A 21374-nucleotide genomic window follows, 5' to 3' on the forward strand; every position below is an offset into this window, starting at 1 on the left:
TGCGAACCAATAAACGATAGTCTATGACCAAATTGGATTTAGCCTTTAATAAAAATGAGGACGATAATAAGTTAGAGGTCTCGCGAATGCGCCATTTGCTGGAGCGCATTTATGAGGGGGGAGGAAAAAAACGCATTGACAAATTGCATAGCAAAGGGAAATTGACCGCTAGAGAGCGCATCAGTTACCTGATTGATAAAGATAGTGAGTTTTTGGAGCTAGGTGCTTTTGCTGGCTTTGAGATGTATGAAGAACATGGGGGTTGCCCTGCGGGAGGAGTTGTTGGTGGAATTGGATATGTGAAAGGCCGCCAATGCGTGATTGTGGCCAATGATGCGACCGTAAAAGCAGGCGCTTGGTTTCCGATTACGGGCAAGAAAAACCTTCGTTTTCAAGAAATCGCCATGGAAAACCGCCTACCAATTATCTATTTGGTAGATTCTGCGGGGGTATATTTGCCCATGCAAGACGAGATTTTCCCTGATAAGGAGCATTTTGGGCGTATTTTCCGTAACAATGCCGTGATGTCGAGCATGGGCGTGCCTCAAATTGCGGCCATCATGGGCAGTTGTGTAGCTGGTGGGGCCTATTTGCCCATCATGTCGGATGAGGCCCTTATTGTTGATGGCACGGGCTCTATCTTCTTGGCGGGTCCTTATTTGGTCAAGGCCGCTATTGGCGAGCAGGTGGATAAAGAGACCTTGGGGGGGGCTACTACCCAATGCGAAATCTCTGGAGTAACCGATTATAAGGTGCCCAATGACCATGTTTGTCTGGATACCATCAAGGACCTGATTGACAAGCAGGGGGCCTTTGATAAAGCGGGTTTCAACCGAGCTGAACCAGCCTCTCCCGCCAAAGATCCAGAAGATATTTACGGAATTTTCCCCTTCGATCGCAGTCGCCCTTATGATAGCCTAGAGCTGATTGAGCGCCTAGTTGACGACTCTAAACTCACGCAATATAAAGAGGGTTATGGCAAAACCATGATCTGCGCCTATGCCCGTATAGATGGTTGGGCCGTGGGTATTGTCGCCAATAACCGCCAAGTGGTAAAGAATGCCAAAGGAGAAGTGCAGTTTGGTGGCGTTATTTATTCTGATGGGGCCGATAAAGCGGCTCGGTTTATCATGAACTGTAACCAAAAGAAGATTCCCTTGGTCTTTTTGCATGATGTGACGGGCTTCATGGTGGGTAAGCGTTCGGAGCATGGTGGAATTATTAAGGATGGGGCCAAAATGGTTTCTGCCGTTTCTAATTCTACCGTACCCAAGTTCTCTATCGTGATGGGGAACTCGAATGGGGCAGGGAACTACGCCATGTGTGGCAAGGCATACGATCCTCGTTTGATTGTGGCTTGGCCCAATGCCAAGATTTCGGTGATGGGTGGCTCGCAAGCGGCCAAAGTATTGCTCCAAATCGAGAAGAGTTCATTGGCCGCTAAGGGCGAAGAGCTAAGCGAAGAGAAAGAGCAGGAGTTGCTCGAGAAAATCGAGGCCCGCTACGAAAAGCAGAGCTCGGCCTATTATGCCGCCTCTCGCCTTTGGGTAGATGCTATCATTGATCCCCTAGAAACTCGTCGTGTGATCTCGATGGGTATCGAGGCGGCGAACAATGCGCCTGTGGCTAAATTTAACCCCGGCATTATTCAGACATAATCCTTAGCTTAATATAGGAAATCATTAAATTTGCTGGCTCTCGACAAGAGAGTCAGCAAATTTTTTACATACAGTACACCTCCTTCAATCGAAAAAAGCAATATGGGCACCGCCAAAAAAACCACTTTTTTTAGTCGTCTATTTCTCAATGACCGCAACATTTTGGCCCTAATTAGCCTCAATGCGGTGATTATCTTTTTTCAGGGGTTTCCCGATACGGGCTATGAGCAGCTTTTTACCTATTTGGACGATCTGCTCACGGTTCTTTTCCTGACCGAGCTGCTTGTTAAGGCTAGACATTATGGCCTGCAGGAGTATCTGCGTTCGCATTGGAACCGCTTTGACCTTACGCTGATTTTGCTCTCTTTGCCCTCCTTGTTGGTCCATATTATTCCGGACCTAACGGATTATGTGAATGTGAGCTTTTTGATGGTGCTGCGGGTCTTGCGGGTCTTTAAGTTCTTTCGATTTATCCAGTTTTTTCCGCAGGTGGAGCATATTTTCCGCTCGATTAGCGAGGCCCTAAAGGCTTCTTTTATGGTCTTGGTCGGCTTTTTTGTTTTGGTCTTTATCATGGCCATTATTTCCACTTTTTTCTTCCAAGAAGCGGCGCCCAATATGTTTGGCAATCCGCTCAAGGCCTATTATGTCATCTTCCAAGTCTTTACGGTAGAGGGCTGGAACGGAGTGACCGACGCTTTGGTGGAGGAGGCCCAATTTTCGCCAGTGGCCGAGTTTTTTACCAAGGCCTATTTTATTTTTATGCTCATTATGGGGGGCGTTTTTGGCCTCTCTATCGTCAACTCGATCTTTGTGGATGCCATGGTCAGTGACCATGATGAAACCGAGCAGCAATTTGAGGATGTGGAGCAGGAACTGAAAAAAATGCACAGTAAAATGGACCGTCTACTCGCCCTTTTAGAGGCTAAGGGCGTTTTGCCAGAAGAGCTAGAGGATACCGATGAGGAGCAAAAGGATTAGGTGTTTTTTGGTTTTTTGGGGCCTCCCGCCTGCGGCGGGCGCTACGCTTCAGGGCTCGCTATTCGCTCGGCCCTGCGGCCTGACGGCCTTGGTCTGCGGCTGCGCCGCCCCCTTTCGCATCGCTAGGCCAGGGCCACTTCCTTTTTTGCGTTTAGGCGGCAGAAAAAAGAAAGATCTGTCACATTTCTTCTAAAAAGCTGTAACTTTTTTGCCCTTTAGGTCTTATAAGGGTGAGTTAGTTAAATGACCAAAGAAAAACACCGAATAAACGGCCCAATTCAAAGGCACAAAAACCAACTATATCAGGAAAGCTTTAGGGAGCTTTCCTTTTTTTATGCCTAGCTGCAAGGGGAGCGAATAGAAGGCTTGGCCGTTTTGCTCTACTTATGTATCTTTGCGCTTGGCCCTGCGGCAAAGAGCGGGGCCCAAAAGGCAAGTCCTTTTGATTTCATTGGAAGATTATAAAACATTTGCAGTTTGGCAACTCCAAGAACTGTAGCCTTTTATACCTTAGGCTGCAAACTCAACTACTCTGAAACGTCTAGCATTGGCCGTCTTTTTGAAGAGGCGGGCTATGGCGAAGTTCCCTTTAATGAGGGGGCTGATATTTATGTCATCAACACCTGTTCGGTGACCGACTTTGCGGATAAAAAGTGTCGGAAGGTGGTGCGTTCTGCTTTGCGCAAGGCGCCGCATGCCTTTGTGGTGGTCATTGGTTGTTATGCGCAGCTCAAGCCGCAGGAAATTGCCGATATTCCGGGGGTGGATTTGGTCCTTGGAGCCGCCCAAAAGTTTCGGATTCTCGATTATGTGAATGATTTGAGCAAGGCGCCCGAAAAAGGGATGGTTTATGCGGGAGAAGTACAAGAAGCCAATGAATTTATAGATTCATTTTCTTTTGGCGACCGCACTCGTTCTTTTTTGAAGGTGCAGGATGGTTGTAATTATAAATGCTCATTTTGTACGATTCCGCAGGCTAGAGGAAAGAGCCGCAGCGATACGGTAGCGCAGGCCGTGGCCAATGCGCATAAAATTGCCGAGATGGGCATTAAGGAAATTGTGCTCACGGGGGTGAATTTAGGGGATTTTGGGAATGGCACTGAGGTCATTGAGGGGATGAAGCCTAAAAAAGAGGCCTTATTTATTGATTTGATCAAGGAATTGGACCAAGTAGAGGGCATTGATCGTTTTCGGATTTCTTCTATAGAGCCCAATCTTTTGACCGAAGAAATTATTGACTTTGTGGCCCAATCTAAGCGGTTTTTGCCACATTTTCATGTTCCCTTACAATCGGGCAACAACAAGCAGCTCAAGGCGATGCGTCGTCGGTACAAAAGAGAATTGTATGCGCAGCGAGTGGCTTGGATTCGGGAGAAAATGCCTCAGGCTTGTATTGGGGTAGATGTCATTGTGGGTTTTCCGGGAGAGACGGATGAAGACTTTAAGGAGACCTATGAATTTATTCGGAGTTTGCCTGTTTCTTATTTGCATGTTTTTACCTATTCGGAGCGGGCCAATACGCCTGCGGCGGAGATGGAGGGCAAAGTGCCCATGCATATTCGCAGAGAGCGCAACGAGATGCTTCGGATTTTGTCGGAGAAAAAGAAACTGGCCTTTTATCAGCAGCAATTGGGGCAGGAAGAGCTGGTCCTATTGGAGGCCAAGGAGCAAGAGGGAAAAATGTTTGGGTTTACCCGCAACTACGTCAAAGTGGCCTTGCCTTATAAAGAAGAGTGGATCAACAGCTTGCAGCCGATTAAATTGAAGAAAGAGGAATACCTAGCCGATGAATTGGTGGTAGAGGCAGAACTACTTCCCGCCTAATAGCTTTGGATCCATATTGCTAAATGGCTAGTCGTAATTTACGGCTAGCCATTTTTTTTGCGTGGGCCAATTTTGGATGGGACAGGCCCGGAGGGCCGCAGGCTGAGGGATGGGCAGCAGGGCGGCGAAGCCGCAGACCGAGCAAAATGAGCGTAGCGAAATTTTGCGCAGGGCCGAGCGAATAGCGAGCTGCGAGACAGCCCGACCCGCCCGCAGGGCGGGGCAGCCCCAAATCAAAAAGAAAACAGCAGCAGAATAGCATAACTTTTGGGCCAGTTGGCTGGATGGAGAAAATAACTGGCCATCTTATTGCGCTTAAGAAGAGGCGAAGACATTTATTTTTACGTTTAGTGGATGAGGAAAAAGTAAATTATCAAATTGAGTGCAGGGCTTAGTTTCCTGCAGTTGTGAGTAAAAAAAGTATGATGTATAAGTATATTTTAGTGTGTTTTTTGGTCTTGCCCTATTATTTGGGGGCACAGAGCGACAGCAGTCGATTGGCCTTGACGAGCGAATACAGCTTAGTATCTGTAAAGGGGGGCGACAGTTTATTTTTGCGCAAGATGTACAATGCAGACACCTTAGTAGAGGAAGTGTATATACAGAGCGGGAAAATCATTGGGCAGTACAAAAGCTACTATAGTGATGGGAGTCGGAAGCGGATAGGGACCTATGACCGTTATGGGCGAGCGACGGGGCAGTGGAAGAGTTGGCATTCGGGCGGAAACATGTCCAGTGAACTACATTATAAAGATGGCGGCTTGAATGGGGCGGCCAAGTTTTACTATCCCTCGGGGCGTTTGCGAGAAGAGGGGCGTTTTATGAGTCGCAAGACCCAGATGATTGTATCGGGTCAGATTGTGGAGCAGCAGCTAGAGGCTCGGATAGGGAAGTGGAAGAGCTATCATACTAATGGGAAGATCAAGAGCGAGGGCGACTATTGGTGGCCGGGTATCAAGGACCGCAGTTATGAAGACTATTGGGAAGAGCAGGGGAGCATGGAAAGCGGGGAATTTATACAGGCCTGGGAGGGCGACTTGCGTCATGGTGAGTGGAAATTTTATAATGAGTCGGGAGTTTTGGAAAAGGTAGAATACTACCATAAAGGGGAATTGACGGAGCGCAACATGGGGGGAAATTGAGGGGAAGGTTAGGGCTTATGGCTGCTGGCCTTATTGTTTTTAGAAGGGTTCATTGAATAAGGCAAAAAAAATAGTTAGCTTTAAGAACCTAAACAGAAAGCAATTGGCTTTACTGTCTTTTGTATTACAAATATCCCCCTCATGCGTGAGACTAAATTTATAGAAAAGAATAAGGACAAGTGGATAGAGTTTGAGGAAGTATTGGCTTCTAAGGACCAAGACCCTGAAAAGCTGAGTGAGCTATTTACGGAGTTGACCGATGACTTATCTTATTCTCGGACCTTTTACCCCAACCGTTCGGTGCGGGTATACCTCAACAATATATCGCAGGCTGTATTTGACAGCATTTATAAGAACCGGAAGAGTCGCTGGAAGCGATTTCTACAGTTTTGGTCCAAGGACCTGCCTCAGCTCATTTATGAGTCTAGAGTTGATTTTCTATTGTCTTTTGCCATCTTTATTTTGGCGGTGGGCATTGGGGTATTCTCATCGATTATGGACCCTGATTTTCCCCGAGTCATTTTGGGTGATGGTTATGTTGAGATGACCTATGAAAACATTCGTAAGGGCGAGCCGATGTCTGTCTATCAGGATGAGGATCAGACGGGCATGTTTATGCGGATTGCTTGGAACAACCTGCGGGTAGCTTTTGGGACCTTTATACTGGGATTACTTTTTGGTGTGGGGACCATCTACATTCTCATTCAGAATGGGATTATGGTGGGTGCTTTTCAGTTTTTATTTATTCGGGAGGGCATTTATTGGGACTCTATCCTGACCATTTGGCTGCATGGGGCCGTAGAAATTTCTTGTATTATCATTGCTGGAGCGGCAGGCCTACATTTGGGTCGGGCCTTATTGTTTCCGGGTACCTACAGTCGCTTGCAATCCTTGCAATTGGCGGCTAGGCGGGCCTTGAGTATCTATATGGCCATTGTGCCTTTGATTATATTGGCGGCCTTTATTGAGGGCTATATCACTCGTTATAGCGATGCCTCTTATGTGGTTCGGGCCATTTTGATTATTGCCTCTTTTGTATTTATGGGGGGCTACTTTGTTTGGTACCCTTGGCGGGTGGGTCGTCGACAGCAGACGGCGGAGGAAGGTGAGCTAGAGTTGCCGGTGGCCAAGGAGGTTCCGATCAACCTCAAAATGATTAAGAATCAGGGCCAAGTATTTATGGATGCCTTCAAGCTATATCGTCAGCAACTGCTTCGTTTGGCTTTGGGCTCGGCGGCTATGGCCTTTGTTTATACGGCTGTGAGTATTAAGATGGAGTACTACTTTGAGTTTCATCAGGCTGGATTCCTATTCTCATTTTTCGAGGCATTGGCCTATACGGGTTACCATATTGCTCAATTTTTATTTTTAGAAGAATTGGGGCTACGTTGGTTGCTCAATGTTGGGGCCATGTCGGTTATTTTGCACATTGCACTTTCTGGCGTTTCGGCTAAGGCCAATGGGCCAATGAGTTGGGCCAAACATGCCTTGCTATATCCCAATGCTTTATTAGCAAGTGCCCTAATGAACTTCTTGTTTATTAGTTATGGCAATGAGGACTACTACATCATGATTTTCCTTTATCTGCTCTTTGTTATTCCCATTTTGGCCCATGGCTTAGCGGTTAGTTATAATGAGCAGAAGAACCTGATTGTGAGCATTCCGCTTTGGTTTAAGCATTTGGGCAAAAACTACCTCTCGATGATGGGGAACTATGTAGTGGGCGTACTGATGAGCTTTATTTTTCTTTTTCTCACAACAGCTCCCTTGGTCGATTTTTACTTTAACTCTTTTATGACGCTACTGCCTATCTCTGAGGAGGGGGCACAGCTCTACTATACCAGTTTTAATCTCTTTTTGCATGCCTTTTCGCTCTGCTTTATGTTCCCCTTGGTCTTTTTGGTGATGAGCATTGGCGAGCGAAGCTATAAGCAGACCGTGGCCGCAGAAGATTTATTTGATCATATTGGCCAATTGGGCCAGCAAAAGAAAAGTTATGGAATGGAAAGGGAGTAGCTGGCTGTATCGCCTATTGCTTTTGGGGGCTTTCTTTTGCCTAAGTCCCAATTTTGGACAAGCACAGGATCTAGATCGAGCCGATTGGGAGCGAATTTCTAAGCAATACGACTATAATAAAGAAAAGGTAAAAGAAGAAGCAGAAGAAGAGGAGCCTGAGGATGAGCTATATGCAGATAGTCCTGAGAAAAGCCCCTCTATGTCCGCCTCTACCAAAAACGTCTTAAAGTACAGTCTCTTTGCAGTAGTGATTGGTTTATTGGTATTTATCGTCTTCCGCCTAGTGGGGGGTGGCCTTTTAGGCGCCAACCAAAAAATTAGTAAAGATGAGGCTTATCTCCTAGAAGAGATAGAAGATAACCTGGAAGAGGCCAATATTAAAACGCCTTTGGAGGATGCCGTACAGGCCGAAAACTATTCTTTGGCCCTCCGCCTCTACTATTTGAGCATTTTGCAGGCCTTGTTGCATGCCGGACATATTGTCTGGAAGAAGGAAAAAACAAATGGAGCTTATATCCGAGAAATCTGGTCGCATCCCGCCCGCCCTTTGCTCCAAAAAGTAACCCGAATTTATGAGTATTTCTGGTTCGCTAAGGGCGCAAAATTAGACCGAACAGAGTTTAGTCGCATCCGCCCCCTATTTGATGATATGCTGCAAAAGGCAAGCGCGCCTAAGGCTAAGCAACAAAAGACGAATGCCTAATGGAACAAAAGAAAAATTCGAGCCTGCTCTATATTGTTATTGCTGTCTTGCTGCTGGGCGTTCTAGCCTACTTCTTTGCCTCTTCTAGAGAAGTAAAGTACCAATGGTGGCCCAGTATGGAGCATGCCGAAACAGAACCCTATGATTTTAAACTGCTAGAAGAACTCCTTAAAACAAGCGTGGATAGCTTTGAACGCTATGAAAATAAACGCATAGAAGAACAGCTGTCTACCGCCAATGCAGAAAATAGCCTTTATGTTTTTATTGGCGCCGGAGAACCCTACTACTCTGCCCAAGATGCCGAAAAACTAAAAGCCTTTTTGGAAGCCGGAGGAAACGCCCTGATTGTGGCGATCGAACCCTCTGATAGCTTGTTTTATACCCTCTTTGAAAGCTATCATTGCTTTTATAGCCTGGCTACCGACTATCGCCACAGTAGCATGAGCAGCAAGCAAGTGCTAGCCGGCTTTTATGCCGATGAATATGACGACGGCGAAAATGCAGAACTTTATCCCTTTGCCTATAAAACAGGCGTCAAGGATACTGGAGAGTATTACTGGACCTACATCCCCGATTATAATATCTGCCCAGGCGATGAACCCGCCGTTGTCGAAGCTGGCTTCTACCAACTAGAGGGTGGCATAAGCGATATGCGCTATCCCTATCTTTTTGCTATGGAAGTAGGAGAGGGGCGCCTCTATTGGCACAGCAACCCGATTATGCTGACCAATCTCTATCTCTCGCAAAAAACAAATGGAACTGTAGGCTATAATTATCTTCAACGCCTATTAGAACCCTTTTCAGCCAAAAAAATTATCTGGGATTACGCAAGTACAACCCCCAGACCCTACGAATACCCCCGAAGCCCACAACGATATGACAAACCCCCAACCCCAATGGAGTATGTCTTTTCTCAACCTGCCTTGCGATGGGCTTGGCTGCTGCTCGTAGCTGGCGCCTTTAGCTATGCCCTTTTTGGCGCCAAAAGAAGACAGCAACAAATTGAGGTCCTGCCCAAAAATCATAATACCTCTTTGGGATTTGTCAAAACAATTAGCCGACTCTATTTCCAACGACAAAGCCATGGACTGATTTTCGAGAAGATTATGCAAATCTTCCATGGCCACCTCAGAAAACGATATGGCCTCAATATTAAAGATTGGGATAACCTAGCCGCTCAACAAATCGCACAACGTAGCGAAGTGGACTATAAAATTATTGAAGAAATTCTAGAACGATATAATAGCCTTTCTTCTCAGTTGGCAAAACCCAATGTGACGATGTCGCCAGAAACACTCAATAATTTTTATCTGCTGGTCCAAAAATTCTATGAAGCAGAAGAAGCCCGAAGAAAACAACCCTCGGCCTAAACCAAAAGATAATTGCCCATTTTACTCATCTCCTAAGTCCATAACTTAAGAACTAAATATGCAAGAATTTCCAGAACAAGAACAACCCGCTAAAGAGGAAGAACATAGCCCTAGCATGCAAAGCTGGGAACAAGACGATAGCCAAAGCCTGAAGATTCAAGAGGCTGTCCAAAAAGTAAAACAAGAGGTCCAAAAAGTAATTATCGGACAAGATGAAATGATTGATCTCATCCTCATCGCACTTTTTTCTGGTGGACATGTGCTGCTAGAAGGGGTGCCCGGTATCGCCAAAACACTTACCGCCAAGCTCTTGGCCCAAAGTATGAAGGTGGACTTTAACCGGATTCAGTTTACTCCAGACCTCATGCCCTCGGATGTAACCGGTACGACGATTTTTAATATGAAATCTTCAGATTTTGTCTTTACGCAAGGACCCATTTTCTCCAATTTGGTCCTTATCGATGAAATTAACCGAGCACCAGCCAAAACTCAAGCCTCGCTCTTTGAGGTGATGGAGGAAAAACAAATTTCTGTAGACGGAAAGACCTATAAGATGAATTTCCCCTTTATGGTCCTCGCTACCCAAAACCCTATCGAGCAAGAAGGAACCTATAAGCTGCCCGAGGCCCAATTGGACCGCTTCCTCTTCCGCATTCTTCTAGAATATCCCTCTCTGAAAGAAGAACAACAGATTCTCTACCGCTTTAAAGATGACTTCACGAAGCGCCAAGCGGCAGATGTTAAAGCAGTCCTCTCCGCTCAAGATATTCAAGAGTGCCAAGAGATTATCGAACAGGTCCATATCAAAACCGAATTACTCGATTATATCGCTGAATTGGTCCACCGTAGCCGCTCTCATGCCGACCTTTTCTTGGGCGCTTCGCCTCGGGCCTCTTTGGCCATTATGCAAACGGCCAAGGCCCTAGCCGCCATGAATGGCCGCGGATTTGTTACTCCCGATGATATCCAATATGTGGCTTATCCGGTCCTCAATCACCGAATTATCCTTACCCCCGAAAGAGAAATGGAGGGGATGCAGATTAGTGATGTAGTCGCCGATATTATCGCTAAGGTCGAGGTGCCTCGCTAATTTTTTTTGATGATAATAATAAAAAATAATGGGGCCCTAGGCCCCATTATTACTTTTTCGATATGCGTAGCTTTTCTTCTAATTTAGCCAAACGCTTCGGCTTTTGGCTCCTCCTTTTGCTGCCGAGCTATTTGCTTAGTCTTCAGCTAAAAACGATTTATGAAGGACAACAATTGCAGTTACATGGCCAAAAGGTCAATGCAAAGGTGGTCAGCGTCCAAACTCATACTAGCTATGACGATGATGGCGATCAGTCGATCAGCTATAGCGCTACTTTTGAGTACAAAGACAAAAATGGCCGAATTTATAAACGCAAAGTCGAAAATATGCAGACCTATTATTATGAGGGCCAATCTGTCGAAATGGTTCATGAAAAAGGTCGACCCAATTTAGCCGTCCCCAATACCTTCGAAATGATTTATCAAGATGCCGTTATGTTTAGCGTCATTATTTTGGGGACTACCTTTATGCTGGGCCTATTTTTGTACGTCGCTTTTCTCAGAACGTCTTAATCCCCCCTCATGAAAAGCCCCCTGAGCCGCTCTATCTTTCGCCGATTCCTGATCTGGATGCTCCTCTTTTTTCCCCTTTCTTTGATCTGGACCTGTAGGGCAAAAAGCATGGGCGAACGACAACGCCTAGAGAAAGAAGGCCTCCGAAAATGGGCCAAATGTATCCATAAACCCCGCCTGAATTATACCGATTCAAATGGTGACCGATTTACAATCACTGGTGGAACGTATCGCCTCTATTTAGACTTTGGCGCAAGCATCGATCTTACTTATCCCAATTTTACTAGCGTCGATGAAAAGCAGTTTTTTTATGTCGAAGATAGCCTAGAACTAATCTATTTTCCCAAAAAGCCCAAGGAGGCCATTCCCCTTTATTTACTATATGAAGATCAGCGCCTAGCCCCCTTTTTTAAGCTTTTAACTGCCTTGTGTATAGTTATTTACCTCTATCTGTATCAGTATTTATAATAGGGGCTGTCCCGCCCTTCGGGCGGGTCGCTATGCTGCGGGGCTCGCAAGTCTGCTCGGCCCTGCAGGCAGGCTGCGCCTGCCTTTGGTCTGCCCCTTCGGGGCACCCGCTCCGCAGCGCTCATCCGCTCCACTCTTTTGTTCCCGCCCAACAAAGATCTCCGGCCCGCTAATGCTTTTTGTCCTTGGTGGTTTCAAAGTAACCCGTAGAGCGGTTCTTGCGCACATTGTCCCAATTGAAGTACTCGCCATGCATGGCAATATAAACCCCAGGAGGCAGGGTTTGCACAAAGGCAATTGCACTGCCCAAATTGAAAAACCCATCGGAAGACATGCCAAAGGTGTAGGGAATCATGGCCCCCAATAAAACAATGGTTTTCCCCTCAATTTTTCCAGCCCTGGCAAGGGCGGCAGCCGTAACTTCCATAGTATCGGTGCCATGGGTAATCAAAATTTGCTGCTCCTCGGTACTCTGACAATGCTTAATAATAATGTCTCGGTCCAAATCCGTCATCTCTAAACTATCAACCATCATTAAGGTGCGCACCTTAATGTCTAAGGTGGCCCGCCCCCGCTTGAAAATCTCCGAAAGGTGGGTGTCTTTAAAAAAGAGCTTGCCCGTAATCATATCGTACTCCTTGTCAAAGGTGCCCCCCGTTACTAGGGCCAAAATGCTTTTGTTCTTTTTCATGCTCGCTGTGGTTTAAAAAGTAAAGCTCCTTTTTTATTCAAAAAAAGGAGCTTCGCAATGATAGCCATATCCCTGCATATTTAGAAAAGGCTAGGGCCGTTTTTTGCGTTTTGCAGGCCCGAAGGGCCGCAGGCTGAGCTGCCCGGCGGGTGGCCCGCAGGGCCAGACCGAAGCGCGTAGCGCTGAAGGGCCGAGCAGACCTGCGAGCCCAGAGGGGAGCGACCCGCCCGCAGGGCGGGGCAGCCCCAAAAAATCCTAATTTCCCTCGCCTCCAGAAGACAAGAAAATAATGAGCCCAATAATGGCCACAACAATCAAAACCGTAATAATCACCTTGATGGTAGAAATGGGTTTTTCGCCATTAATGCGGCCCGTTTGCCCATTCACGGCAAACTGATAGGACTTGCCATTGTACTGATAACTGCAGAGCCAAACCGGCAAAATCAGATGCTTGAAGGTCTGCTCGAAAAAGTCGCTGTCTACCGTCAAACTGCGCTGTTCATCGCCGCCCAACTCTCGGCGGGCTCGATTGCGAAGGTCCTCCATCATTTTCTGCTCGGCCTTTTGGTAGCCCTGCTGCACATCTACGCTATAAATTTCAGACTCCCAACCGACCACCAATTCATTTTGGTAGTTGATGGTCTCTTCTAGGCGATAAGGAAAAATGCGCTCGATGATTTTTTCGGGCAAGCCCTTAGAGGCCACCACCAAAACATCGTCAAAGGGTTGGCGAAAACGGCCCGACTTCCATTCCCAGCGGGTTTTACGTACCCGTTTGGTTTTTTGCTCGCCATTTTCATAAACCGTTTGGTTTTCATAATAATGATAACCCGCCTGCCCCTGCCATTCGGTGTAGGTCTGGGCGTCAAAGGTCCAAAAAGGGACATAAATGCCATGCACATCGCCCAGTGCAGCCAGTTTTTTCAGCTTGTTGGGATGAAACCAGCCTTTTTTAATCCAGTCCTTAAATTTCTCGCTGGCCTGCCGTTTTGTGACCACAAAAGGCAAGATGCCCTGCGGCTGAATGAGGTTTTGCTCAAAAGCCTTTTCATTCACTTTTTCCGAGCCACAAAAATTGCAACGCAGCGAAACCTCACTGCTATCGACCATGAGTTGGGCCCCACAGCCCCCACAATTCATGACTTTTTTGCCCAAATCTTTGGGCTTATATTGGTTTTGCTGGCTGGCCGCTCGGGCCAAAGATTGCTCCCGAACAAGGTCGTTGGCCTTGTCAAAATCTTTAGAAAAACCACAGTGCCCACAGCTAATGAGCTGTTTTTCTGCCGAATAGCTCAATTGGTTGCCGCAGGTTGGGCAGGGCAACTTGAGGATGCTATTCCGAATGTCGTCGTTTTCTGCTAACATATCTCTGTTGTTTGGTAATTACTTAAAAGGGTCTACATAAGCAATATACTTATTTATAACGGAAAAGTAAACCCTAAAAAAGGAAAAAAGAAAACAGGCGATAAATATTGGTAGCTCGTTGAAGAATCCTTATTTTGGCGCTTGTTTTGGCTCCAAAAATCGTGATCATGCAACCTCTAACCGAGCAGCTCTGGAAAAAACTTCGCTCCGCCAAACCCGAACAGGTGGAGATGGCCCTTTTGCGCGCCCGCGCCCAAGGCTTCAATCTAAAACCCTGGGAACAGGAATATGCCGAACTTCGGCAATATATTCCCCTGCCTTATTATGCCGAACAGCATGAGGAGGTGGCGGCTTGCTATGCTATCCGAGAGTTAGATTTATCGGAGCGAGAGTTGAGCAGCCTGCCGGCTGTTCTCGCTAATTTGCGTTATGTAGAGGTTTTGGACCTTCGCAATAATGAACTGACGGCCCTGCCTACTTGGCTCAATGAATGGAGTAATCTTAAGGAGGTTTATCTAGAAAATAATCAGATTTCAGCTCTCTCGGCCGATTTTCTGGCCCATAGTCGTTTGGAGTTGCTGCAGCTTTCCAATAACCAGCTCAAGGCTTTGCCCGCTGCTATTTTGGGCCTGTCTAGCCTGCAACGCCTAGATCTTAGCCATAATAATATAAGTAGTCTGCCCAATTTGGAGGAGGAGCAGCTGCCCAATCTGAGCTTTTTGGCCCTCAACGATAATCCTATTGGCCAGATTTGGGTCAATATTGGCCAACTTACTAAGCTGCAAACCCTACAGCTCCAAAATTGCTTGCTGCAGCAGTTGCCCGAAAGTATTTGCTCTCTTTTTGCCTTGCAAAATCTCTGGCTGCAAAATAATCAGCTCCGCCATCTGCCTGCCCAATTAGGCCAGCTCCGTAGCCTAGAGCTTTTGCAGTTGGCCCAAAATGAACTGCAAGAGTTGCCCGATAGCCTAGACCGCCTAGCTAGCCTCAAACAACTCAACCTGAAAGAAAATGCCCTCCAACATCTGCCCAAGTTGGAAGGCCTGGCCTCTTTGGAGCTGCTCCATCTAGAACATAACCAGCTCCAACACCTCCCTTCTGATTTTGCCCGCCTTGGCCGCCTGAAAATGGCCTATTTGCAAGGCAATGATCTGGACCGCCTGCCGCTCATTCTAGACGCTCTCCGCGCCCTAGAGATTTTGCATATCGAGAGTAATCCTATCGAGCAATTGCCCGATAGCCTAGTCGATTTGCCCAACCTACAACGCTTGTTTGCCGCCCATACGCAGATCAAAAGCTTGCCCAGAAGACTCAAGCATAAGTTGGAGCAACTCGATATTGAAGGTACGCCCCTGGCCAATGGAGAACCCCAAGAGGAAGCCGAACAAGAGGCCTTTTCTCACCATCCTACGGCCCAAGAAAATGAAGAAGGGCCCAGCCATAGCCCCAAAGGTTGTATGCTGCCTGGATTAGGCGTTGTGCTTCTCCTCATTATCGCCCTCATTTATGGCGTAACATTGTTCTGATGCTCTTTGACAATATGAACAATATGACGAATCATCAAACGGCGAATGTCTTGCTCTAATTTGCGATTCGGCTCCTTCAAAATGTACTGAAATTTAAATATGACGGCATCTTTTTTTAGCTCTTCCACTTTCAGGATGAAGCTGTCTTCTTGTATCCACTCATGATAGTTCGCAATGGCCGTAATCAGGTCTTGCTCTAGGTTCGGTATGCGCCGAACATACTGCAAATCCATCTCAAATTCAATGCTGGTTTTCTTGATGTCTCGCTTGGTATAGTTGACGATTTCACTCAGAAAAACAGTGTTGTTTGGGATGTAAATCAGGTCGTCATCATCATTCAAAATGAGCAGCTTTGACAAGCTCAAACTCATCACTTTGCCCTTCTGCTCCCCAATTTTAACCACATCGCCCAGGTCCACCTCATTCGAAAAGGCAATCATCATCCCACTAATAATGTTCGAGATGTAGTCCTTACTCAAAATGGCCAAGGCGGCCGCAAAAATACTAATGGAGGTCAATAAACTACTCAAATTGATCCCAAACAGACTCAAAATAGTCATGAATAGGGCCAAGAGCATCACCAAATAGTAAATGTTGTGGCTGCCGGCAATAATGTTGTCTTTCTGCTCGGCCCCCAGCTTTTTCCGCCTCCGATAAATGTATTGCAAAAATTGCATCAGGCTACTAAAGCCCATAAAAAAGAAGTAGAAGCCCGCAAAGCTATTGAGGTAGCGCAAAAAAGGCGCTTTGACCAAATTTAACCATTCCGTTTCTACCAAAAACCAAAGGCCAATAAAGACTAACCAGCCTACTAGTTGTAATAAAATTTTCATTGTTCTTTTTTCTTGTTCTATCCTAATTTTTTGGGGCCTGCCGCCTTCGGCGGCCGGGCTGTGCACGGGCTCGCAGTTCTGCTCGGCCCTGCGGCGCTTGCAGCGCCTGGGTCTGGCCTGACGGCCACCCGTTACCATCCCTAGGCCGCGTCGCTTCGCTCCTTTGCGGCGGCTGCGCCGCCTAAAAACAGCCCTTGGCCCACTTTAGTTCGCCAAAGGGAGCAGCCAGGGCCCAAATGGGGCCGCTTGGACCAAATTGACTTCGGGATCAATAATTCTTTGACTCGGCCGAGCGTTTAAACTGACAAAAGCGTCTACATATACCGCCAGTTTTTGCCCTTCTTCGGCCTCTTGCTGGGCCAAAAATACAGCAAACTCCCGAATCGCCTCGGGCTGTACGCTCATCCGCTTTATCTGATAGGGCTTGAGGTATTCACTAGCCGATACCTCCCATCGATTCCCTTTTTTGTCCGCCAATTCAAAACGCACTTGCCCCTGATGCTCTACTAACATTACCCGCCAACCATAACGATAATAACGCTGCGACCAAATAATATCTTTGGCCCCAAAGAAATGATGTCGCAAGGGTAAAATAAATTGCCAAGCAAAATAAAGCAGCAAAATAGGCCCAAACCAGCTTTTATAAGCCGTTTCGCCTCCCTTAAAATAAGGAAGGGGCAGCTTTTTCCAACTTTTAGGCGGAAAAAAAGCTAGGGTCATCCCAATCATCAAGGGCGGAAAAAGTCCAATGTTAAACAGATAGCCCGTGAGCCCATGAAAAATGAGCACTCCCAAATAAGCCCAAGGCCTCGTTCTACTCCAACTCAACCAAATGAAGATGCTCAGGTCGTAGCAGGCCGCCAAACGCCCTCCCCAAACAGCCGTTTCGGCTAAGGCCAAAAAATGCCCAATCAAGGGCGTATCCTGGACCTGTAGCAGCCAAATGCGCAAGGGCCGCCCAGCCCACCAATCTACACTCAATTTGGCCCAACCCGCAAAAAAATAAACCAGCGCAATTTGTAAGCGCAAGCAAAAAAGCCAAAAGAAAGGATGCTGCTCTAGCCGTATCTTGGGCCGCCGATAGGCATCCCAACTGCTGTTGCGATGCGCAGGCGCAAAAAAGAAAAATAAGGCCAATAACTCAATCAAGTAGTAATGATTGATAAAATTGCTAGCATCTAAACGATGTAAGTACCCAAAGCAACAGGCAAATAAAAGCACCGAAAAACGATAGTAAGCCCCCAAACTGATCCCAATAGCCCCCAATAGCCCAAAAAGATAGATGTAGGGAATGGCCGCATCGCCCAAAGAGGGAAGGGTATAGCCCGACCAACTAAAGCGATAGGCCAAGCCCTGAAAACGCTCCGCCGCTTCTCCCTTCATCCAGGAGCTGATGAAGCCATAGGCGCCAATGCCGCCAAAAAGAATGCGCAAAAGCACTAAAGAACGAATATCAATGGCTTGTCCCAAGTAGTGTTGGACCTTTTTCATAGAACGCTAAAGCTTGTGGAGAATAAAGGGCAAAAGCCTGATTGAGCAGCAAACCCCAAAAAATAATAAGCCTCAAAAAAATCATTATCTTTAGCCCAAAATTAGCAGATGAAAGCACATTATCCAATCCTATGCTTAGCTCTTTTTTTACTCTTGGCCTGCCAACACCGAAAAGAAGAACGTGCCTGGCAAGAACGACTCCGCCAAGCCGATGAACAGGCAGAGATCAGGAGGCTCCGAAAAGCAGCCATAGCCGCCAAACCATCGGCCGATTCTGCCCTGCAAATGGAGGCTTACCGCCGATCTCGAGAGGGAAGAATAAAGATAGAGCAAGAAACCGGCTTGGGCAGCCAATTTGGTAAGGGCCTTCTGCCCAGCAGCCTGAACAATAACCAACCCCTAATTAGCTTTATGACCGGCCCCTGCTACGGAGAATGTCCACAATATCACCTCTATTTTTGGGCGAATGGAGATGTTCTCTATGAAGGCCTCGCCTTTGCCGAGCCCATGGGCAAAAGAGAATGCAAAATAGACCCCAAAAAATTGCAGACCTTATTGGCCAATTGGACCCCCGCTTTTGAAACCTGGCAACGGTATTACCCCCAAGGAGAAGAACCCCTAGAGGGCTTCCCCTTTAAGGCCATTTCACTAAAATTGCCCCAAGGACAAAAAATAATTTTAGATTATCACGATGCCCCTAAAGGCTTGATTCAGTTGGAGAAAAGTATCGATTCACTAGCCAAAGCTAGCTTTGATTTCCCTATGAAAACCATTTTTTAGACAAAAAGATTTGGATAATCCAAAGCCCTGCCCTATATTTGCAATCGCTTCGACAGAGAAGTATACCCTTAAAAAGGTCGCGTGGCCGAGTGGCTAGGTAGAGGTCTGCAAAACCTTGTACGGCGGTTCGAATCCGCCCGCGACCTCCAAAGCAGTTAGCATTTTTGCTGGCTGCTTTTTTTTTGCCCCTAGGGCAGTTGGGCCAAAAAAAAGGGCAGCTGGAGTTTCCAGCTGCCCTTTTCGCTTTAACGGCTCGCTATTTAGCAAAGAGGCCCAAGTTCTCAACCAGCTCATAGCTGGCCACCGCCTTGAGCTGCTGTTCTTGCTCCGCCGAAAGCATGCCCGTGATTTCTACGGCTTCTATCTTACCAATATTATCGGGTAGGGCAATTTTGGCCAGCTCTCTTTCGCTATTCTCTTCTTTTAGATAAAAGCGACTTTCACTAATGGCATTGCGCCGCTCCAAACGGCCAATATCTCGGCCTCGCTCGTCGACCAACTGACCATTGGGGCGGAGCAGCCCAACTAGGCGCTCATCTCGCCGAATTTCGGTCCCTTTGGTGCTGGTCCGAAAGACATACTCATGCTCTAGCGTAAGCACATAGACCAAATTGTTTTTCCCCGGACCAATATAGCTGCGAAAAGCATAGGCAAAAACAGGCTGCCCCTCCGGAGAGAGAAAAACACCCTTGCCCTGCCGCTGATTGCTCTTTTCAACCACCTGGTCTACCTCTTTGGCAGAAATGCCCGCAGACCAAGGAACAAAGCCGCCCTTAAAGCTAGCAATGGCCTCCTTAAGGCTGGCTAAGTCTTCTTCTAACTCGCCTTCATCGGGCTGTACATTGCGCAAAAAGCGAAGCAGAAAGAAAATACCCGCAATCAAGAGTAATACAACAAGGGCAATTATGGCAAAAATATTCATAGGAGAGGGATTAAAAGTTATTCTTCATCTTTGTAGCGAATACGGTAGACCTTAGAGCAGACCCGGCAGTAAAAACGGCCCATGTACTGCTTGGCGTTGATGATGTCCTCATCCCGCTTTTCGTCTTTTATCGATTTTACAGAAGAAAACTCGGGGTTGGTCTTCATAAATTTATTGTGGACGGTGCAACGCTGCATGCTGGCCTTGTTTCCTCGAGCACGCTCCTCTGCCGCAAATTGCTTTTCTTCTTTGGTCAGCAACTTGGTGCAAACCGAGCAATAACGACGATAATTGAGCTGATAGGCAAATGGATAGTCCTCACTACGGCGAAAATCAGAGGCGTTGGCCCGATAATTATCGCTGAGTTTCATCTTCTTTTTGTGCAAAGGACATTTGCGCATGGTGTTTTTCTCCTCACGACTGAGGTTTTCCAAATCGGGCTGGGCCCAGCTAGCTACGGCTAGCAAAAGAAAGCAAAAGCTTAAAAAATAAGAGAGTTTCATAAATGTCGTTTTGTTAAGTTCTTGGCCAATTCTACAAGAATTATGCATTTTAGCCCTTTTGCTCCAAACTATCTGTGGGGCAAGACCATTGCCAATTAGATAAGGGAAAGCGTTGGGCTTTATAAACAAAATGCCACCACTCGGTCCGAATAGTAGAAAAGCCAGCAGCTTGCATCTGCTGCCGCAACAATTTACGGTTTTTATTCACTTCTTCCGAATGTTGGGTATAGGACCAATAGGCTTCTTTGCCAAAATAATCAAAGGGAGTACCCATATCCAATTCCCGACCCAAACTATCCACCAAACTGAGATCTAAGGCGTTGCCACGGCTGTGCATAGAGCCCTGCTTGGGCGGATGCACATAACGAGGGTCTGGCGTTTTCTTCCAAAGGGCCCACTGCGCCGAAGAGGGCCGGTAGCAATCAAAGAATTTAAGACTTAGGCCCATACTATCCAAATTCTGCTGCACTTTCATTAAGGATTTGGCCACCGCCAAACGCGTATAACAGCCCGGACAATCATAGACCTGCAATTCCATAAAGTTGTTGCTCGTTGCATAACGAATTTCATATTCCGCCTGCGGAATCAATTGCTGCAAATCTACCCAGGCACTATCCTCTAAAGAAAGTAAGGAGTCTCGAATTTCTAATTGCCTAAGCCGACGAGCTTCTGCGTACAAAAATGCTGTATCTTCAGCCGGAGCCAGAGATACAGCACTGTCTGTTTTTTCTTCTGAACTAGGCTCCGCTTTTTCTTCTACAACCTCGCCTTGACAGGCAAGCAAAAAAAGCAAACTCAGCAGTAAAAAAGGGCTAAACTTATCCATATTTTAAATTGCGGTCCATATCACGCTTGAGGTCCTTTTGCTTCAGACTGTCGCGCTTATCAAAACTCTTTTTACCACGGGCCAAGGCAATTTCCAATTTAACCTTCCCCCGCTCATTTAAATAAAGGCGATAAGGTACAATAGAAAATCCTTTTTCCTTTACTCGACCCAGCAATTTCTTAATTTCTTGTTTGTGGGCCAAGAGCTTACGAGGCCGCAAAGGCTCATGATTGTTGTAGGTCCCTAGCTCATAAACCGAAATGTGCAGCTTTTCCAACAAAAGCTCTCCCTCAACGACCCGACAAAAAGCATCGCCCATATTGACTTTGCCCTGACGAATAGACTTAATTTCGGTCCCTTGCAATACAATCCCCACTTCTAGGGTGTACACAAATTCATATAAATGTCGCGCTTTGCGGTTGACGATTTCGATTTTATTCTTAAATTCCATGAGTTGTTATTTTTTTGGGGCTTCCCCTCGCTTCGCTCGGGTCGGGCTGTGTCGCAGCTCGCTGTTCGCTCGGCCCTGCGCCGCCTTTTGCGGCTAGGTCTGGCCCTGCGGGCCACTGCTGTCCATCCCTAAGCCTGCGGCGGCTTCGCCGCCTGCAAAACCCAGAAGAAAGCCTTTTTCTTGATTTCGGGGGCATAACTTTTTTGCCTTCGGCAAAGTTCC

At 46.8% G+C, this 21374-nt stretch carries 20 protein-coding genes and 1 tRNA gene; 13 read left to right on the plus strand and 8 right to left on the minus strand.

Annotated features, from left to right (window positions below; translation table 11 throughout):
* The first annotated feature begins 32 nt into the window (after positions 1 to 32).
* The 10 genes from OP864_RS11455 to OP864_RS11500 all read left to right on the plus strand — a co-directional run bounded on the left by OP864_RS11455 (position 33) and on the right by OP864_RS11500 (position 11764).
* Entirely contained in the window at positions 33 to 1658 is a 1626-nt protein-coding gene (locus OP864_RS11455; protein ID WP_349294456.1) for an acyl-CoA carboxylase subunit beta, read from the plus strand.
* A 102-nt stretch (positions 1659 to 1760) separates the two neighbouring features.
* Positions 1761 to 2639 (plus strand): ion transporter, encoded by an 879-nt coding sequence (locus OP864_RS11460; RefSeq protein WP_270098313.1) that lies wholly within the window; start codon positions 1761 to 1763, stop codon positions 2637 to 2639.
* Positions 2640 to 3116: 477 nt separating this feature from the next.
* Positions 3117 to 4463, plus strand: a complete 1347-nt coding sequence (mtaB, locus tag OP864_RS11465; protein ID WP_270098314.1) for a tRNA (N(6)-L-threonylcarbamoyladenosine(37)-C(2))-methylthiotransferase MtaB — start codon at positions 3117 to 3119, stop codon at positions 4461 to 4463.
* Positions 4464 to 4885: 422 nt separating this feature from the next.
* Entirely contained in the window at positions 4886 to 5605 is a 720-nt protein-coding gene (locus OP864_RS11470; protein ID WP_270098315.1) for a toxin-antitoxin system YwqK family antitoxin, read from the plus strand.
* 141 nt (positions 5606 to 5746) lie between these two features.
* The gene (locus OP864_RS11475; RefSeq protein ID WP_270098316.1) at positions 5747 to 7621 is read left to right on the plus strand and encodes a stage II sporulation protein M; all 1875 of its coding nucleotides are present in this window, start codon (positions 5747 to 5749) and stop codon (positions 7619 to 7621) included.
* Positions 7602 to 8324 (plus strand): hypothetical protein, encoded by a 723-nt coding sequence (locus OP864_RS11480; RefSeq protein WP_270098317.1) that lies wholly within the window; start codon positions 7602 to 7604, stop codon positions 8322 to 8324. Before OP864_RS11475 ends, OP864_RS11480 begins: the two co-directional genes overlap by 20 nt.
* Entirely contained in the window at positions 8324 to 9694 is a 1371-nt protein-coding gene (locus OP864_RS11485; protein ID WP_270098318.1) for a DUF4350 family protein, read from the plus strand. Before OP864_RS11480 ends, OP864_RS11485 begins: the two co-directional genes overlap by 1 nt.
* A gap of 58 nt (positions 9695 to 9752) precedes the next feature.
* Positions 9753 to 10784, plus strand: a complete 1032-nt coding sequence (locus OP864_RS11490; RefSeq protein WP_270098319.1) for an AAA family ATPase — start codon at positions 9753 to 9755, stop codon at positions 10782 to 10784.
* 62 nt (positions 10785 to 10846) lie between these two features.
* The gene (locus tag OP864_RS11495) at positions 10847 to 11296 is read left to right on the plus strand and encodes a DUF3592 domain-containing protein (protein WP_270098321.1); all 450 of its coding nucleotides are present in this window, start codon (positions 10847 to 10849) and stop codon (positions 11294 to 11296) included.
* Positions 11297 to 11305: 9 nt separating this feature from the next.
* Positions 11306 to 11764, plus strand: a complete 459-nt coding sequence (locus OP864_RS11500; protein ID WP_270098322.1) for a hypothetical protein — start codon at positions 11306 to 11308, stop codon at positions 11762 to 11764.
* Positions 11765 to 11933: 169 nt separating this feature from the next.
* Here OP864_RS11500 and OP864_RS11505 read toward each other — a convergent pair whose 3' ends face one another.
* Positions 11934 to 12455 carry an asparaginase domain-containing protein gene (locus OP864_RS11505; protein WP_270098323.1) on the minus strand — a complete coding sequence of 174 codons (522 nt, stop codon included), beginning with the start codon at positions 12453 to 12455 and terminating at the stop codon, positions 11934 to 11936.
* A 255-nt stretch (positions 12456 to 12710) separates the two neighbouring features.
* Positions 12711 to 13820, minus strand: coding sequence for a TFIIB-type zinc ribbon-containing protein (locus OP864_RS11510; RefSeq protein ID WP_270098325.1), 1110 nt, complete (start codon positions 13818 to 13820; stop codon positions 12711 to 12713).
* A 167-nt stretch (positions 13821 to 13987) separates the two neighbouring features.
* Here OP864_RS11510 and OP864_RS11515 point away from each other — a divergent pair, with 167 nt between their 5' ends.
* On the plus strand, positions 13988 to 15346 hold the full coding sequence (locus OP864_RS11515; RefSeq protein ID WP_270098326.1) for a leucine-rich repeat domain-containing protein: 1359 nt from the start codon (positions 13988 to 13990) through the stop codon (positions 15344 to 15346).
* On the opposite strand, the gene OP864_RS11520 is transcribed toward OP864_RS11515, so the two are convergent.
* Positions 15325 to 16179 (minus strand): mechanosensitive ion channel family protein, encoded by an 855-nt coding sequence (locus OP864_RS11520; protein WP_270098327.1) that lies wholly within the window; start codon positions 16177 to 16179, stop codon positions 15325 to 15327. The genes OP864_RS11515 and OP864_RS11520 overlap by 22 nt on opposite strands.
* A gap of 204 nt (positions 16180 to 16383) precedes the next feature.
* Entirely contained in the window at positions 16384 to 17670 is a 1287-nt protein-coding gene (locus OP864_RS11525) for an HTTM domain-containing protein (RefSeq protein ID WP_270098328.1), read from the minus strand.
* A gap of 108 nt (positions 17671 to 17778) precedes the next feature.
* Between OP864_RS11525 and OP864_RS11530 the strand changes: the two genes are divergently transcribed.
* Together OP864_RS11530 and OP864_RS11535 are read left to right on the plus strand one after the other, a co-directional pair.
* The gene (locus OP864_RS11530) at positions 17779 to 18450 is read left to right on the plus strand and encodes a DUF6438 domain-containing protein (protein WP_270098329.1); all 672 of its coding nucleotides are present in this window, start codon (positions 17779 to 17781) and stop codon (positions 18448 to 18450) included.
* Positions 18451 to 18525: 75 nt separating this feature from the next.
* Positions 18526 to 18599: transfer RNA gene (locus OP864_RS11535), tRNA-Cys, on the plus strand.
* A 107-nt stretch (positions 18600 to 18706) separates the two neighbouring features.
* On the opposite strand, the gene OP864_RS11540 is transcribed toward OP864_RS11535, so the two are convergent.
* The 4 genes from OP864_RS11540 to smpB are packed head-to-tail and all read right to left on the minus strand — an operon-like array spanning position 18707 to position 21152.
* Entirely contained in the window at positions 18707 to 19372 is a 666-nt protein-coding gene (locus OP864_RS11540) for a hypothetical protein (RefSeq protein WP_015693210.1), read from the minus strand.
* A 17-nt stretch (positions 19373 to 19389) separates the two neighbouring features.
* Entirely contained in the window at positions 19390 to 19875 is a 486-nt protein-coding gene (locus tag OP864_RS11545) for a hypothetical protein (RefSeq protein WP_270098330.1), read from the minus strand.
* A gap of 49 nt (positions 19876 to 19924) precedes the next feature.
* Positions 19925 to 20701, minus strand: a complete 777-nt coding sequence (locus OP864_RS11550) for a M15 family metallopeptidase (RefSeq protein WP_270098331.1) — start codon at positions 20699 to 20701, stop codon at positions 19925 to 19927.
* Entirely contained in the window at positions 20694 to 21152 is a 459-nt protein-coding gene (gene smpB, locus OP864_RS11555; RefSeq protein WP_015693213.1) for an SsrA-binding protein SmpB, read from the minus strand. The genes OP864_RS11550 and smpB overlap by 8 nt, the downstream gene beginning before the upstream one ends.
* Positions 21153 to 21374 lie beyond the last annotated feature (222 nt).

The organism is Saprospira grandis (assembly GCF_027594745.1).
Taxonomy (GTDB): domain Bacteria; phylum Bacteroidota; class Bacteroidia; order Chitinophagales; family Saprospiraceae; genus Saprospira; species Saprospira grandis.

Bases quoted from the DNA above. Each gene is read 5' to 3' on its own strand.
- OP864_RS11460 (WP_270098313.1), top strand. From the start codon at position 1,761: ATGGGCACCGCCAAAAAAACCACTTTTTTTAGTCGTCTATTTCTCAAT.
- OP864_RS11470 (WP_270098315.1), top strand. From the start codon at position 4,886: ATGATGTATAAGTATATTTTAGTGTGTTTTTTGGTCTTGCCCTATTAT.
- OP864_RS11475 (WP_270098316.1), top strand. From the start codon at position 5,747: ATGCGTGAGACTAAATTTATAGAAAAGAATAAGGACAAGTGGATAGAG.
- OP864_RS11480 (WP_270098317.1), top strand. From the start codon at position 7,602: ATGGAATGGAAAGGGAGTAGCTGGCTGTATCGCCTATTGCTTTTGGGG.
- OP864_RS11485 (WP_270098318.1), top strand. From the start codon at position 8,324: ATGGAACAAAAGAAAAATTCGAGCCTGCTCTATATTGTTATTGCTGTC.
- OP864_RS11490 (WP_270098319.1), top strand. From the start codon at position 9,753: ATGCAAGAATTTCCAGAACAAGAACAACCCGCTAAAGAGGAAGAACAT.
- OP864_RS11495 (WP_270098321.1), top strand. From the start codon at position 10,847: ATGCGTAGCTTTTCTTCTAATTTAGCCAAACGCTTCGGCTTTTGGCTC.
- OP864_RS11500 (WP_270098322.1), top strand. From the start codon at position 11,306: ATGAAAAGCCCCCTGAGCCGCTCTATCTTTCGCCGATTCCTGATCTGG.
- OP864_RS11505 (WP_270098323.1), bottom strand. From the start codon at position 12,455: ATGAAAAAGAACAAAAGCATTTTGGCCCTAGTAACGGGGGGCACCTTT.
- OP864_RS11510 (WP_270098325.1), bottom strand. From the start codon at position 13,820: ATGTTAGCAGAAAACGACGACATTCGGAATAGCATCCTCAAGTTGCCC.
- OP864_RS11515 (WP_270098326.1), top strand. From the start codon at position 13,988: ATGCAACCTCTAACCGAGCAGCTCTGGAAAAAACTTCGCTCCGCCAAA.
- OP864_RS11520 (WP_270098327.1), bottom strand. From the start codon at position 16,179: ATGAAAATTTTATTACAACTAGTAGGCTGGTTAGTCTTTATTGGCCTT.
- OP864_RS11525 (WP_270098328.1), bottom strand. From the start codon at position 17,670: ATGAAAAAGGTCCAACACTACTTGGGACAAGCCATTGATATTCGTTCT.
- OP864_RS11530 (WP_270098329.1), top strand. From the start codon at position 17,779: ATGAAAGCACATTATCCAATCCTATGCTTAGCTCTTTTTTTACTCTTG.
- OP864_RS11540 (WP_015693210.1), bottom strand. From the start codon at position 19,372: ATGAATATTTTTGCCATAATTGCCCTTGTTGTATTACTCTTGATTGCG.
- OP864_RS11545 (WP_270098330.1), bottom strand. From the start codon at position 19,875: ATGAAACTCTCTTATTTTTTAAGCTTTTGCTTTCTTTTGCTAGCCGTA.
- OP864_RS11550 (WP_270098331.1), bottom strand. From the start codon at position 20,701: ATGGATAAGTTTAGCCCTTTTTTACTGCTGAGTTTGCTTTTTTTGCTT.
- smpB (WP_015693213.1), bottom strand. From the start codon at position 21,152: ATGGAATTTAAGAATAAAATCGAAATCGTCAACCGCAAAGCGCGACAT.